The sequence below is a fragment of the Hoeflea sp. IMCC20628 genome, assembly GCF_001011155.1.
GTDB lineage: Bacteria > Pseudomonadota > Alphaproteobacteria > Rhizobiales > Rhizobiaceae > Hoeflea.
On the sequence record NZ_CP011479.1, the window covers coordinates 4,177,895 to 4,191,389 of the forward strand.

Below are 13,495 nucleotides of genomic sequence, written 5' to 3' on the forward strand. Positions count from 1 at the left end.
CTGGATGCCAGCAACCACTATCGGACGCCATAGACCGTAAAACCAACAAAAAAGCCCGCTTTCGCGGGCTTTTGAGTGTGTTTCTGGACTACATCGGACAGTCTGAAACTTGAAATTGGTGCCCAGAAGAGGACTCGAACCTCCACTCCCTTGCGAGAACTACGACCTGAACGTAGCGCGTCTACCAATTCCGCCATCTGGGCATTGGCGCGGATTTAGGGGGTCTGCGCGGCCGTGTCAACGCTTGAATGCATCGCCACCGAAATTATCCGGTCTTTGCGGGAAATTACCGGCAAGCCGATAATATTTTTGCGGATCATCGGTGGCCGAGGCCGGGCGCCAGACCGGGGGCGGCGCATCTAAGCGGAGTACTTTGGCCGTGCGGCCTGATTGCGTCTGCAAATGTCGCGTCCCCCCGCTTCTCAAAGCCAGATCCGAGGAATATGGATTCGTCATGCAATCCGAATCCGCAATCGCAGATGCAAATCCGATGTCCGCTCCACTCCCGCCGGCTGTCTCTGCAGCCGGGGATACGAAGCGCGGCATGCTGCTGGTGTTTGGCGCGGCGCTGGTCTGGAGTTTTGGCGGTGCCATCGCCCGCGGGCTCGACGTCAGCGATCCATGGACGATCATTGCCTGGCGGGCCTTTTTCGCGGTCGTGTTTCTGGTTGCATTCATGCTTTGGCGTGACGGCCTTGCGGGCACGCTCCGCCTGTTCCGGACCATGGGATTTCCGGGATTGGGCGTCGCCCTGTGCGTGGCCGCAGCAACGACCTCTTTCGTGGTGGCGCTCGGCTACACAAGCGTTGCCAACATCTTGCTGATGCAGGCGGGGGTGCCGCTGATCGCCGCCCTGCTCGGGGTGGTGTTCCTGCGTGAAGCGGTGGATCTGGTCACCTGGGCTGCGATCCTGGCGGTGATTGCCGGCATCGGCGTGATGGTGTCCGATTCCTTCGCCGCCAGCGTATCCTTCATTGGCGACGGACTGGCGCTGCTGATCGCGGTGGTGTTTGCCGCAGCCACCGTGATCACCCGGCGTTATTCAGGCGTGCGGATGACACCTGCCGCATGTCTCGGTATCATGGCCAGCGGTGCGGTGGCATGGCTGCTGTCCTCGGGCATGCGGGTCAGCGTCACCGATCTTGGGCTGCTGGTATTGTTTGGCGCCTTCACGCTGGGCTTCGGGATGGCCATGTTCGTCACCGGCGCGCGGCTGATACCATCGGCACTGGCTGCGCTGATCTCGACCATGGAGCCCGTGCTCGGGCCGATCTGGGTCTGGCTGATTCACGCCGAAGTGCCGGCGCCCAGAACGCTGATGGGCGGCGGCGTGGTGTTTCTGGCGCTGATCGGCCACATCCTCTGGCAATGGCGCCTGAGCCGCCGCACAGCGCTGCCGCTACCCAACTGAACCGGTGCAGCGTCGGCATGAGCCGGCGCTTGGCTTGTCAGTCGCCGATCTTCAGCGCTTCGATGAAGGCTTCCTGCGGAATATCGACCTTGCCGAATTGGCGCATGCGCTTCTTGCCGGCCTTCTGCTTGTCCAGCAGCTTGCGCTTACGGGTGGCGTCGCCGCCATAGCATTTGGCGGTCACGTCCTTGCGCATCGCCGAGATCGTCTCGCGCGCCACCACCTTGCCGCCAATGGCGGCCTGGATCGGAATCTTGAACATGTGCCGCGGAATCAGGTCCTTGAGCTTCTCGCACATCACCCGACCGCGTTTTTCGGCCGCCGAGCGGTGCACCAGCATCGACAGCGCATCCACAGGCTCGTCATTGACCAGGATCGACATCCTTACCAGATCGCCTTCCTCATGGCCGGTGATCTGGTAGTCGAAGCTGGCATAGCCCTTGGAGATGGATTTCAGCCGGTCGTAGAAGTCGAACACCACTTCGTTGAGCGGCAACTGATAGGTCACCATCGCCCGCTTGCCCACATAGCTGAGGTCGGTCTGGATGCCGCGGCGGTCCTGGCACAGTTTCAGGATCGCGCCGAGATATTCGTCCGGCGTCAGGATCGTCGCCTTGATCCACGGCTCCTCGATGCTCTTGATCTTGACCACGTCAGGCATGTCGGCCGGGTTGTGCAGCTCGATAACATCGCCATTTGTCATGTTGAGCCGGTAGACCACCGACGGTGCCGTGGCGATGAGGTCGAGATTGAACTCGCGCTCCAGACGCTCCTGGATGATTTCCAGATGCAGCAGTCCGAGGAAGCCGCAGCGGAAACCAAAACCGAGTGCGGCCGAGGTTTCCATTTCGAACGAGAATGACGCGTCGTTGAGCCTGAGCTTGCCCATGGCGGCGCGCAGTTCTTCAAAATCTGCCGCATCGACCGGGAACAGGCCACAGAACACCACCGGCTGCGCCGGTTTGAATCCGGGCAGTGCTTTCGCCGTCGGCCGCTTGTCCTCGGTGATGGTATCACCGACACGGGTGTCGGCCACTTCCTTGATCGAGGCGGTGATGAATCCGATCTCACCGGGTCCGAGCGAGTCCATGGCCACCAGCTTGGGGGTGATCACGCCGATCCGCTCCACCGTGTAGCGGGCGTCGGTACCCATCAGCCGGATCTGTTGACCCTTTTTCATTTCACCATCGATGACCCGCACCAGCACGACGACGCCGAGATAGGTGTCATACCAGCTGTCAACCAGCATCGCTTTCAGCGGATCCTTGACCGTGCCGCCCTTTGGTGGAGGCAGGCGCTTGACGATGGCCTCGAGCACGTCGGGTATGCCGATGCCGGACTTGGCGGAGATCATCACCGCATCGGAAGCATCAAGACCGATGACTTCTTCGATCTGTTCCTTGATCCGCTCCGGCTCGGCCGCCGGCAGATCGATCTTGTTGAGCACCGGCACGATCTCGTGGTCGGCATCGAGTGCTGCATAGACATTGGCCAGCGTCTGCGCCTCGACGCCCTGGGACGCATCAACCACCAGCAGCGAGCCTTCGCAGGCGCGCAGCGAGCGCGACACTTCATAGGCGAAATCGACATGGCCGGGCGTGTCGATCAGGTTGAGCACATACAACTCGCCGTCGTTGGCGGTGTAGTGCAGCCGCACCGTCTGCGCCTTGATGGTGATGCCCCGCTCTTTCTCGATATCCATCGAGTCGAGAACCTGCTTGCTCATCTCGCGTTCGGCCAGGCCGCCACAGGTCTGGATCAGCCTGTCAGCGAGCGTTGATTTGCCGTGGTCGATGTGCGCGACGATGGAAAAATTGCGAATGTGGGAGAGAGGCGTGTTTGTCATATCCCGCGATTTAGCAGGACCGCAGGAAAACGCAATCGCGGAAAGCAAAAGCCAGTTGTCCGAATGTGCATGAAGGCGCATGGATTTGCCGCCAGCCTGCATGAGCCCGAAAGCCCCGGCTTGCGAATGGCGACATCTGAGAACACCAGCCATCTGGAAGCTTGAGGTATTCCCCGGTGATCGTTATAATCCACTGGATGTCCAAGTGGATTCAATCGAAACCAGACATTGGTTGCTCCCGAAAAGCTGACCGTGGTTGCCGACGTGAGAGTGGATTGCAGTGACTGACCCTCAAAATGCAGATCAGTGTCAACCGGACCTTTTCCGGTTTTATGCAGTGGTCAAGAAATTCCGATGACCAGGAAAATCATAGATTTTTTATTCAAGCCCGACTTTCGGAACTATGATTGGATCAATCTGAGTTTTTATGGTGTCAACCTTTGCCTGGGGGCATTTCTCGGCAGTTTCGTATCCGTCTACGTCATCTCCACCGGCGTGTTCGCAACGCTCCATTTCGCCACCGGGAGATTGAAGTGGGCGCTTCCCCGACCCGTAAATCTTGTATTCTATGCGTTCTGCGGGTTGTTTTTGGTCGATCTTATTGCCGCGGCCTTCCACCCCTCCAAGATAGCATTGAACGAAATTGCGGAGAATCTGCCATTCCTGGGTTTCGCGGGTATCTACTCGATCACCTTTATTGATCGCGTAAAACTGCACAAGACAATGGAAACCCTGGCGGCGGCGGCCTCATTCCTGGGAGCGCTGCTCATCATACTGGATATTGGCAATATACTGGGTTTTGGCGACACGTTTCGGCCTGAGCTTGCAACCGGCAATTCGAGCGTACTCGCACTGCTCGGCGGCATTCTGTATGTCTTCAACGTCGGCGCCGCGGTTCGGCGGCGCGATTTCGGCTTTTGGATGCACTTTGCAGCAGCAGCATGTTCCCTGTATCTGGTGATCGCCACCGGTACGCGCGCCATGTGGCCGGTTTTGCTCATAATCCCGTTGCTAGGCCTGTTCTTTTTCCGTTCATTTAGGAAACCGGCCTGGGAACTGCCGATTGTCGCTCTTGTTCTCGCTGGTTCGGTCGCTCTTGTTTCCATGTATTCCGAATCGATCAGAGTTCGCTTCGACGCGGCACAGACCGATATCCAGAATGTCTATTCCGGCGATCTCTCAGGCTCTATCGGCAAACGTGTTCAAATCTACAAAGCCGGGCTTGAACTGTTTCTTGAAAAACCACTCCTTGGGTACGGCCCTGGAAACGAACGCGAGGAAATAGCGAAAAAAACTCTTGAAGCTGAAGGAGTCGCTATCACTTTCTCCCATGCTCACAATGCTTTTTTGAATGCGGCGCTGCGCGCCGGCGTTTTGGGGCTTCTGGCGCTTTGCGGAGTTGTCATTGTACCATTTGTCATGGCTTGGCGGGCAGAGAGAGATGACGTCGGACAGGCGGGATTTTTTACCCTCTGCGGAATTCTGGCCGTCTATATGTGTTCCGGCCTTACCGGCCTCATGCTCGGCCACGACATTCATGACGCTGTCTACATTGCAGCAGTTTGTTATTCGCTCTACCTGGTGTTCGGTCGCGAGGAAAAGGGAAGTGCTTCCGCCGTCAAAATTTGAAATGATAGTTCACCATCATCGGCAGTTTCCTTGACTTGGCCTTTTGCGCAAGTTCATGGTCTGCTGATGATTGGTCTGGAAACAATATGAGAATAGTGATTACCGGCGGATCGGGCTTTGTGGGGCAAAACCTGGTGCCGCTTCTCGCCAAACCAGGGGTGCAATTGTTGCTGGTTGGACGTGACCCGGCGAGACTGGCAAGACTGTTCCCCGATATTGAAACCTGCGGTTATGACAATCTTGAGCAGCGCGCCAAGGGTTGGGATCTATTGGTCCATCTTGCCGTCGCCAACACGGACGCGAAGCTGGACAGGCATGAATTCATGCGCGTCAACGTCGCCTTCCTGATTGAAATTGCCAACAAGGCCAGACGGGCCGGCATCGAACGGCTGGTCAACATATCCTCCACTCATGCACTTGATGAAACCAATCATGGAGCTTACGCGGCAAGCAAGCGACAGGCGGTCAAGCAATTGGCTGCAATGGAAGGTTTGAAGGTCAGCACCATCTATCTGCCTGTGGTCTACGGTGATCGTTGGGGCGGACGACTGGCGAAACTCAACCGCCTGCCCAATTGGCTGGCGCGCGCCCTGTTTTCCGCCTTGGCGGCGCTCAAGCCCACCGTCCATGTGTCTCGGCTTGCAGATCGAATCCTATCCGCGCAATTTCCCGAGCCCGAAACGGAACTGATCCTGGCTGACAATCAGCAGGCCAACGCATGGTTTACCGCCATAAAAAGAACCATCGATCTGGCCGCGGCACTCAGCGTTTTATTGTTCTTTTGGTGGGCACTAGCGCTGATTTGGGTGATTATCCGCCTCCAGTCGCCTGGTCCCGGTATTTTCGCCCAGAAGCGCGTTGGAAAGGATGGCCGGCAGTTTGTTTGCTACAAATTCCGGACAATGAAGCTCGGAACCCCTCAAGCCGGAACGCATGAAGTGTCAGCAGGGGCCATCACGTCCTTTGGGCGGTATCTCAGGGCGAAAAAAATCGATGAGTTACCACAGATACTGAACATATTGCGCAACGAGATGAGCCTGATCGGACCGCGCCCCTGTCTTCCGACACAGACAGCGTTGATTGAAGCCCGCCGTCTGCTTGGCGTTCTTGAGGTGAAGCCAGGCATCAGCGGTCTTGCTCAAATCAACGGAATCGACATGAGCGACCCGGAACGTTTGGCAAAGTGGGACGCCAGATATCTGGCGTTGCAGTCATTGCGTCTGGATTTAGCCATTGGTTTGTCGACGATTGCCGGAAAAGGGCGGGGCGACAAGGTCGCACAATGAATGGCTGCAATGCCGGAACCCAGAGTGTCCGCTTCAAGGGTGACACTGGCTTCCGACAAAACCAAAAAGCCGCGAGACCGCCAACCGCATCACAATGCTGCTGCCAAATTCCTATTGCGCCGAACCCACCGCGCCATTGTTAAATCCAGCTTCAATGAGGTCCGGCTTGTCGATCCGGCACGCTCGGCGTGTGGCCCCCAGTTTCATCAGCCGATTGCTCTGTCATTCTCACTTGACGGGCAGGAAGGCGACCGATATTTACCGCAGAGCAAGCTTTCCCCCTCCAGCGTTGCCCTATCTTGTGCCAAGTGCTTGTAAAGTATTGATGTAGATTGACCAAAAATATGCCCAAAACAGCGATGATCGTGTGGAATACCATGGTCCATGACGCTCGGGTTACCAAGGAAGCACAGACCTTGGCTCGTCACGGACACAGTGTCCGCGTCTTTTGCTTTGCCAGCGACGGACGTACTCCCGCTGACGAAACCATCGAACCCGGCTTCTCCATTTGCCGCGTGAACCGCACACCCATGCGGTTCCTCAGAAAGCTGTTTTCCCGAGCGGAACCTGCTGAGGCACACAGTTCATCCGGTGCGGCTGATCGGCAGGCATCCGCCGGGGCGCCCGGTGGTCCGCTCGTCTGGAGCTACCGGTTCCTGAATTTTGCGAGTGTCCACTTCAAACTGCTTGTCCGTATAGTGAAGTACCGTCCCGACACTGTGCACGCTCATGATGTAAACACGTTGCCCACCGCCTGGTTGGCGGCCCGATTATCCGGAGCAAGACTGATCTACGACGCGCATGAGATCAGCACGGATCGGGAAGGCTACAAGAAGCTGCGCAGCGCTGTCTTCATCACGGAGAAATTGTTGATGCCTGCCGCGGTTGCGGTCATCACCACCACGGACATGCGGGCCAAATACCTGGCGCGCGCCTACAAGCGCAAAAGACCCGCCGTGCTTCAAAACCGGCCCCGCCGCTCCCCGCAAAAATCAAAAGACAACACCTGGCTGCGACAACATTTCGGAATTGATGAGCGGCTTCCAATCGTGCTGTATCAAGGTGGACTGCAGCAGGGACGCGGGCTTGTGTCCGTCGTCAGATAAAATGGGACATCAGAGCGGCTTGAGTATTGGAGGCTCTGGTTCGTTTGTGTGACTGATTATGCCGCTTGTTTTTGATGGTGCAAGCGACGTTGGCGGATTGTCAGCTTCTTGATCTCTTTCCTTTCTCTCAAGATGGCTTTGTCGCGCCCAAAGTAGACGTCGGCGGGTGTGACGTTCTTCAAGCTCTCGTGGTAGCGCCTGTTGTTATAGTAGTCGACGAAGGCCTCGATCTGGCGTTCAAGATCGCCTGGCAGATAGTAATTTTCCAGCAGGACCCGGTTCTTCATCGTCTGATGCCATCGCTCGATCTTTCCCTGGGTTTGCGGGTGGAACGGGGCTCCACGAACGTGATCCATCTTCTTGTCCTCCAGCCATTCAGCCAAATCGCCAGAGATGTAACATGACCCGTTATCGCTGAGCAGGCGCGGTTTGTGGCGCACGACGGCCTGGTCGCAGCCCGATGCCTGAAGCGCCAGTTCAATGGTGTCTGTCACGTCCTCGGCCCGCATGTTTGTGCAAAGCTTCCAGGCGATGATGTAGCGGCTGTAATCGTCCAGGATCGTGCTGAGGTAATACCAGCCCCACCCGATGATCTTGAAGTAGGTGAAGTCGGTCTGCCACATCTCATTGATGGCGATAGTTTTGTCTTTGAACTCATTGGCTGCCTTGATCACCACATAGGCCGGTGCGGTGATTAAATCGGCTTCCTTCAGGATACGATAAGCCGATGATTCAGAGACAAAATACCGCTTCTCATCAGTGTATTTGACTGCCAGCTCCCGGGTCGTCAGCGCCTCGTGTTCCAGCGCGAACTCAATCAGGTCATCACGCCGGTCTTGGGGGATACGGTTCCAGACCGACTTCGGCCGTGGAGACCGATCATCCAAGGCAACAACCCCACCGTCGAGGTAAAGATCATACCATCTGTAAAAAGTGGTGCGCGGTATGCCCAGCATATCGAGGGTCTGCTTGGTTGGCAGGTGCGATCCTTCGACCGTGCGAATGATCTCAAGCTTCTCGGTCGCAGGGTATCTCATGCCTCGTCCTCCCCAGCACCTGTCATGCTTTTTTTGAGCAGGCGGTTCTCCAGGGTCAGATCGGCGACGCATTCCTTCAACGCCAAGGCTTCAGAGCGAAGGTCCTTTACTTCCGGCGACGTCGCTTGCCGTGCTGTGTCACCCGAGAGCCGGCGCTTGCCTGCTTCCAGGAACTCCTTCGACCAGCTGTAATACAGGCTTTCGGCGATACCTTCGCGGCGGCACAGCACCGAGATGCTTTCCTCTCCACGCAAACCCGCCAAAACGATACGGATTTTTTCCTCCGCTGAATAGGTCTGGCGGGTCTTGCGGCGGATGTTCTTGACCAGCTTGTCAGCTGCGTTCTTCGATGTTTCAGGCTTCTGTCTCATCTCGATCTCCCAATCGGTAAGATGAACCAGAAATCCTCCGTTGTTCAAATCCTCAAATCTGTCCCACGGGCGCTGACGTCAGACAGATGGTGCAAGCGACGTTGGCGGATTGTCAGCTTCTTGATCTCTTTCCTTTCTCTCAAGATGGCTTTGTCGCGCCCAAAGTAGACGTCGGCGGGTGTGACGTTCTTCAAGCTCTCGTGGTAGCGCCTGTTGTTATAGTAGTCGACGAAGGCCTCGATCTGGCGTTCAAGATCGCCTGGCAGATAGTAATTTTCCAGCAGGACCCGGTTCTTCATCGTCTGATGCCATCGCTCGATCTTTCCCTGGGTTTGCGGGTGGAACGGGGCTCCACGAACGTGATCCATCTTCTTGTCCTCCAGCCATTCAGCCAAATCGCCAGAGATGTAACATGACCCGTTATCGCTGAGCAGGCGCGGTTTGTGGCGCACGACGGCCTGGTCGCAGCCCGATGCCTGAAGCGCCAGTTCAATGGTGTCTGTCACGTCCTCGGCCCGCATGTTTGTGCAAAGCTTCCAGGCGATGATGTAGCGGCTGTAATCGTCCAGGATCGTGCTGAGGTAATACCAGCCCCACCCGATGATCTTGAAGTAGGTGAAGTCGGTCTGCCACATCTCATTGATGGCGATAGTTTTGTCTTTGAACTCATTGGCTGCCTTGATCACCACATAGGCCGGTGCGGTGATTAAATCGGCTTCCTTCAGGATACGATAAGCCGATGATTCAGAGACAAAATACCGCTTCTCATCAGTGTATTTGACTGCCAGCTCCCGGGTCGTCAGCGCCTCGTGTTCCAGCGCGAACTCAATCAGGTCATCACGCCGGTCTTGGGGGATACGGTTCCAGACCGACTTCGGCCGTGGAGACCGATCATCCAAGGCAACAACCCCACCGTCGAGGTAAAGATCATACCATCTGTAAAAAGTGGTGCGCGGTATGCCCAGCATATCGAGGGTCTGCTTGGTTGGCAGGTGCGATCCTTCGACCGTGCGAATGATCTCAAGCTTCTCGGTCGCAGGGTATCTCATGCCTCGTCCTCCCCAGCACCTGTCATGCTTTTTTTGAGCAGGCGGTTCTCCAGGGTCAGATCGGCGACGCATTCCTTCAACGCCAAGGCTTCAGAGCGAAGGTCCTTTACTTCCGGCGACGTCGCTTGCCGTGCTGTGTCACCCGAGAGCCGGCGCTTGCCTGCTTCCAGGAACTCCTTCGACCAGCTGTAATACAGGCTTTCGGCGATACCTTCGCGGCGGCACAGCACCGAGATGCTTTCCTCTCCACGCAAACCCGCCAAAACGATACGGATTTTTTCCTCCGCTGAATAGGTCTGGCGGGTCTTGCGGCGGATGTTCTTGACCAGCTTGTCAGCTGCGTTCTTCGATGTTTCAGGCTTCTGTCTCATCTCGATCTCCCAATCGGTAAGATGAACCAGAAATCCTCCGTTGTTCAAATCCTCAAATCTGTCCCACGGGCGCTGACGTCAGACACTTTCACCGGGATCGAGAACATCTTTGCCACGTCTGACAATGACGACATCACGGGCACGGCCGGCAACAACACCATCGTCGGACGTTCCGGGGCCGACCGGATCAATGGCGGCTCCGGCGATGACATCATCCAGGGAGGCCTCGGACGCGATCTGCTGACCGGCGGTCGCGGCAATGATCGCATCGACGGTGGCAGCGACACCAACGACTACGCCTTCTTCAGCGGCAATCAGGACCAGTACAACATCTCCACCACAGCAGGCGGTGTCACCACGGTCGAGTGGATTGGCCCTGGCAGCGGCGATGGCACCGACACGCTGACGGGCATCGAGTTCCTCGGCTTCGATGACGGGTTTTTCTACGTCTGAGTTCCGGGCCGCTTGAAGTGACGGGAAAAATTTGCCGTGCGGCGTTGAACGAACGCTCGATCCAGGTCAGCCCGGACCTCAACCGCGAAGTGTTTCAGTGCAGCCCTTACAGGCGCGTGCCGTCCGGAGTAAACAAAAAGCAATTCCCTGGATCGATCGATGCCGACACGATGTCGCCCGCCTTGACACTTGTCGCGCCGCGCAACTCCATGGTCACGGCATGGTCACGGCCGGGATCTGTGTAGACATAGGACACGCCACCAAGCCGTTCGATTATGCTGCATTCCAGCCTCACCTCGTGCCCGCCCGGCTCGGCGCTGAAGTGTTCCGGGCGAATGCCCAGAATGACATCTTGAGGAAGCTCCGCACCCGCGTCCCGCGGCATGACTTCAAGCCCCGACAATCCCAGTTGCGGCACATCCAGACTGACCGCCCCCTGCTCCGTCCGACCTGTGACACGAGCCGGCACCAGATTTATCTTCGGCGATCCGATAAAGCCCGCGACGAACATGTTGTCGGGATCGGAATATAGCTCATCCGGTGTTCCAAATTGCTCGATGCGGCCGTCGCGCAGCACCACAATACGCTTTGCCAGCGTCATCGCCTCGACCTGGTCGTGGGTCACGTAAATCATCGTCGCCCCCAACTCGCTATGAAGCTTGGCAATCTCGAGCCGCATCTGTACCCGCAGTTCGGCGTCAAGATTTGACAGCGGTTCATCAAACAGGAAGATCTTCGGATCACGCACGATTGCCCGGCCGATCGCCACGCGCTGGCGCTGGCCGCCCGAAAGCGCCTTCGGCTTGCGTTCGAGATAAGGCACCAGTTGAAGCATTTCGGCAGCCTTGCGGACGGTTTCAAGGCGCTGCTGTTTCGGCATTCCCGCCATCTCAAGACCGAACGCCATGTTTTCCTCGACACTCATGTGCGGATAGAGCGCATAAGTCTGGAACACCATTGCAATCCCGCGCTTGCTGGGCTCCGCACGCGTCACCTCAATGCCGTCTATGGAAACGGTGCCTGAGGTGACTTCCTCCAGACCTGCAATCATCCGCAACAGAGTCGACTTGCCACACCCCGACGGGCCGACGAACACGATGAATTCACCGCTCTCGATCTTCAGATCAATCGAACGGATCACCTCGACTGGTCCGAATTTCTTCTGCAGGGCGGAAAGTTGGATATTGGCCATGTGTGGCTCCGGTCGCTGTCTGGTCGCTTTACTTCACCGCGCCCTCAGTCAGGCCGGAGACGAACCAGCGACCGATCAGAGCGAAAAGCAGAATAACAGGGAGGGTTGCGAGGCTGGCGCCTGCCAGCAGCAAGCCCCAATCGATTTGATATTGTCCGATAATGCCGGAAAATCCGACAGGAACGGGGCGCTTGGCGTCCGACAGAATCAGCACTGACGCAAACACATATTCAGTCCAGGACATGATGAAGGCGAAGATGCCGACACTTGCGATGCCGGGTGCGATCAGCGGAATCATCACTCGCCTGAGGATTACCAGCGGTGGCGCACCATCCATCACAGCCGCTTCCTCGATCTCCATCGGCACCGAGCCAAAGAACGAGCGCAGCATCCAGATGGCAAAAGGCAAGGCAAAGCTGACATTCACCACCACCAGCGCCGCCCGGGTGTCAATCAGTCCGAGCTTGGCAAACATCCCGAACAGCGGAATAAGGACAACAATGCTCGGAAACGCATAGGCGAGCAGGATCATCCGGTAGAGCGCTTCTCGCCCGGGAAACCTCAGGCGAAAGAAGGCATAGGCAGCAGGAACAGAGAGCACCAGCGTGATCAGGGTGGAAAGCGAGGCGACCACCAGGCTGTTGACCATATAGGTGGGGTAGTCAGAACTCGACAGCAGCTTGACATAATGCTGCAGCGTAAAGGACTGCGGAATCATCGTCGGCACCCGTGCGATGATCTCCTGCGGCAGCTTGAACGAGCCCGACATCACCCACCAGAATGGCAGGGTTATGATCGTCACAAAGAACAGCACAACGCCGCCAAGCACGATGTTCCAGCCGATGCCGCGCCTCATCGTTCATCTCCCTGCCGGGCCAGGGAGCGCGTGGCAAAGAAGGCAAAGGCCATCAGCAGAACCGAAGCCAGAACAGCCACCGTCGCTGCCTCGCTGAGGCGGTAGCCCTTGAACGCAGTCTCGTAGATCAGAATAGGCAAGGTCCGCGTGCCGCCGGCCGGACCGCCGCTGGTCAGCAGCCAGATAATGTCGAAGACGTTGAAGGACAACAGTGTGCCGACGATCACCAGAACGCCAAGCGTTGGCGCCAGCAAGGGCCAGGTGATGCGCGTAAAACGCTTGACCGCGCCGGCGCCGTCAATTCGCGCGGCTTCGTAAAGATCGGAGGGAATGCGTGTCAGTCCCGCCAGCATCATCAGCGCGATGAACGGAAACCAGCGCCAGGAATTGATGAACACCAGCGTCGCCATGGCCGACCATTTTGACGAAAAAAAGCCGATCGGCCGGTCGATGATGCCTATTTGGATCAGCAATGGATTGATCATGCCGCCGGAGGTGCTGAACAACCATCGCCAGATCATCACCACCACCACGGTCGGGACGATCCAGGTCAGGATGATCCAGGTTCGGGCGATGCGGACGCCCGGAAAGTTCTGGTTCAAAACAAGAGCGGCCGCCAGTGCCAGCACTGTCTGCAATGCCGCATTGGCCACAACCCAGACAATGCTCAGCCAGGACGCGTTCCAGAAGGCGGCATTGGAAAGAACCTTGCGATAGTTCGCGAGCCCCACCCAGCTTCCCTCGGAACCAACGGTACGGACATCCTGCAAACTCAGCAGAACGGCCGAAAGCAGTGGCCATCCGAGGATGGCCACCAGCAACAGCAATGCCGGTGCGACAAAGACAAAGGCATAAAATCGTGATTGTCGCATCCGGATCTGTCTCTCG

Annotated in this window: 11 protein-coding genes and 1 tRNA gene; 5 read left to right on the forward strand and 7 right to left on the reverse strand. The window is 57.2% G+C overall.

Features of this window, described 5'->3' with window-relative positions; translation table 11 throughout:
• Positions 1-116: 116 nt before the first annotated feature.
• Positions 117-203: transfer RNA gene (locus IMCC20628_RS19575), tRNA-Leu, on the reverse strand.
• Positions 204-490: 287 nt separating this feature from the next.
• On the opposite strand from IMCC20628_RS19575, the gene IMCC20628_RS19580 reads away from it, so the two are divergent.
• Positions 491-1,411, forward strand: coding sequence for a DMT family transporter (locus tag IMCC20628_RS19580; protein ID WP_047032795.1), 921 nt, complete (start codon positions 491-493; stop codon positions 1,409-1,411).
• A gap of 37 nt (positions 1,412-1,448) precedes the next feature.
• Here IMCC20628_RS19580 and lepA read toward each other — a convergent pair whose 3' ends face one another.
• Complete coding sequence (gene lepA / locus IMCC20628_RS19585; RefSeq protein ID WP_047032796.1) at positions 1,449-3,257, reverse strand: translation elongation factor 4; 1,809 nt, start codon at positions 3,255-3,257, stop codon at positions 1,449-1,451.
• Between the two features lie 354 nt (positions 3,258-3,611).
• On the opposite strand from lepA, the gene IMCC20628_RS19590 reads away from it, so the two are divergent.
• From IMCC20628_RS19590 to IMCC20628_RS19600, 3 genes are all read left to right on the forward strand, one after another.
• Positions 3,612-4,886 carry an O-antigen ligase family protein gene (locus tag IMCC20628_RS19590; protein WP_047031596.1) on the forward strand — a complete coding sequence of 425 codons (1,275 nt, stop codon included), beginning with the start codon at positions 3,612-3,614 and terminating at the stop codon, positions 4,884-4,886.
• 86 nt (positions 4,887-4,972) lie between these two features.
• On the forward strand, positions 4,973-6,172 hold the full coding sequence (locus tag IMCC20628_RS24820; protein ID WP_082128243.1) for a sugar transferase: 1,200 nt from the start codon (positions 4,973-4,975) through the stop codon (positions 6,170-6,172).
• 332 nt (positions 6,173-6,504) lie between these two features.
• Positions 6,505-7,278 (forward strand): glycosyltransferase, encoded by a 774-nt coding sequence (locus IMCC20628_RS19600; protein ID WP_156174588.1) that lies wholly within the window; start codon positions 6,505-6,507, stop codon positions 7,276-7,278.
• Positions 7,279-7,334: 56 nt separating this feature from the next.
• Here IMCC20628_RS19600 and IMCC20628_RS19605 read toward each other — a convergent pair.
• Together IMCC20628_RS19605 and IMCC20628_RS19615 are read right to left on the reverse strand one after the other, a co-directional pair.
• A protein-coding gene (locus tag IMCC20628_RS19605) for an IS3 family transposase (protein WP_156174385.1) occupies positions 7,335-8,686 on the reverse strand; the annotation gives its coding sequence in 2 pieces (ribosomal slippage) (positions 7,335-8,350 and positions 8,350-8,686; 1,353 coding nt in all).
• A gap of 44 nt (positions 8,687-8,730) precedes the next feature.
• Positions 8,731-10,106, reverse strand: a protein-coding gene (locus IMCC20628_RS19615; RefSeq protein ID WP_156174589.1) for an IS3 family transposase whose coding sequence is annotated in 2 segments (ribosomal slippage) — positions 8,731-9,770 and positions 9,770-10,106 — 1,377 coding nt in all. Because the reading frame shifts where the segments join, the coding sequence is not laid out codon by codon here.
• A gap of 21 nt (positions 10,107-10,127) precedes the next feature.
• On the opposite strand from IMCC20628_RS19615, the gene IMCC20628_RS19625 reads away from it, so the two are divergent.
• Positions 10,128-10,559, forward strand: coding sequence for a hypothetical protein (locus tag IMCC20628_RS19625; RefSeq protein WP_047031598.1), 432 nt, complete (start codon positions 10,128-10,130; stop codon positions 10,557-10,559).
• 106 nt (positions 10,560-10,665) lie between these two features.
• Here the strand turns inward: IMCC20628_RS19625 and ugpC are convergent, their stop codons facing one another.
• Genes ugpC through IMCC20628_RS19640 form a run of 3 tightly spaced genes read right to left on the reverse strand, consistent with a single transcriptional unit; the run spans position 10,666 to position 13,479 of the window.
• The gene (gene ugpC / locus IMCC20628_RS19630; RefSeq protein WP_047031599.1) at positions 10,666-11,751 is read right to left on the reverse strand and encodes a sn-glycerol-3-phosphate ABC transporter ATP-binding protein UgpC; all 1,086 of its coding nucleotides are present in this window, start codon (positions 11,749-11,751) and stop codon (positions 10,666-10,668) included.
• Between the two features lie 28 nt (positions 11,752-11,779).
• A complete protein-coding gene (locus IMCC20628_RS19635) occupies positions 11,780-12,607 on the reverse strand; it encodes a carbohydrate ABC transporter permease (RefSeq protein ID WP_052766562.1) in 828 nt (275 codons plus the stop codon).
• Positions 12,604-13,479, reverse strand: coding sequence for a sugar ABC transporter permease (locus IMCC20628_RS19640; RefSeq protein ID WP_047031600.1), 876 nt, complete (start codon positions 13,477-13,479; stop codon positions 12,604-12,606). The genes IMCC20628_RS19635 and IMCC20628_RS19640 overlap by 4 nt, the downstream gene beginning before the upstream one ends.
• Between the last annotated feature and the right edge of the window lie 16 nt (positions 13,480-13,495).

Coding starts and splice junctions, on each gene's coding strand:
- IMCC20628_RS19580 (WP_047032795.1), top strand. CDS start 491: ATGTCCGCTCCACTCCCGCCGGCTGTCTCTGCAGCCGGGGATACGAAG.
- lepA (WP_047032796.1), bottom strand. CDS start 3,257: ATGACAAACACGCCTCTCTCCCACATTCGCAATTTTTCCATCGTCGCG.
- IMCC20628_RS19590 (WP_047031596.1), top strand. CDS start 3,612: ATGACCAGGAAAATCATAGATTTTTTATTCAAGCCCGACTTTCGGAAC.
- IMCC20628_RS24820 (WP_082128243.1), top strand. CDS start 4,973: ATGAGAATAGTGATTACCGGCGGATCGGGCTTTGTGGGGCAAAACCTG.
- IMCC20628_RS19625 (WP_047031598.1), top strand. CDS start 10,128: ATGAACCAGAAATCCTCCGTTGTTCAAATCCTCAAATCTGTCCCACGG.
- ugpC (WP_047031599.1), bottom strand. CDS start 11,751: ATGGCCAATATCCAACTTTCCGCCCTGCAGAAGAAATTCGGACCAGTC.
- IMCC20628_RS19635 (WP_052766562.1), bottom strand. CDS start 12,607: ATGAGGCGCGGCATCGGCTGGAACATCGTGCTTGGCGGCGTTGTGCTG.
- IMCC20628_RS19640 (WP_047031600.1), bottom strand. CDS start 13,479: ATGCGACAATCACGATTTTATGCCTTTGTCTTTGTCGCACCGGCATTG.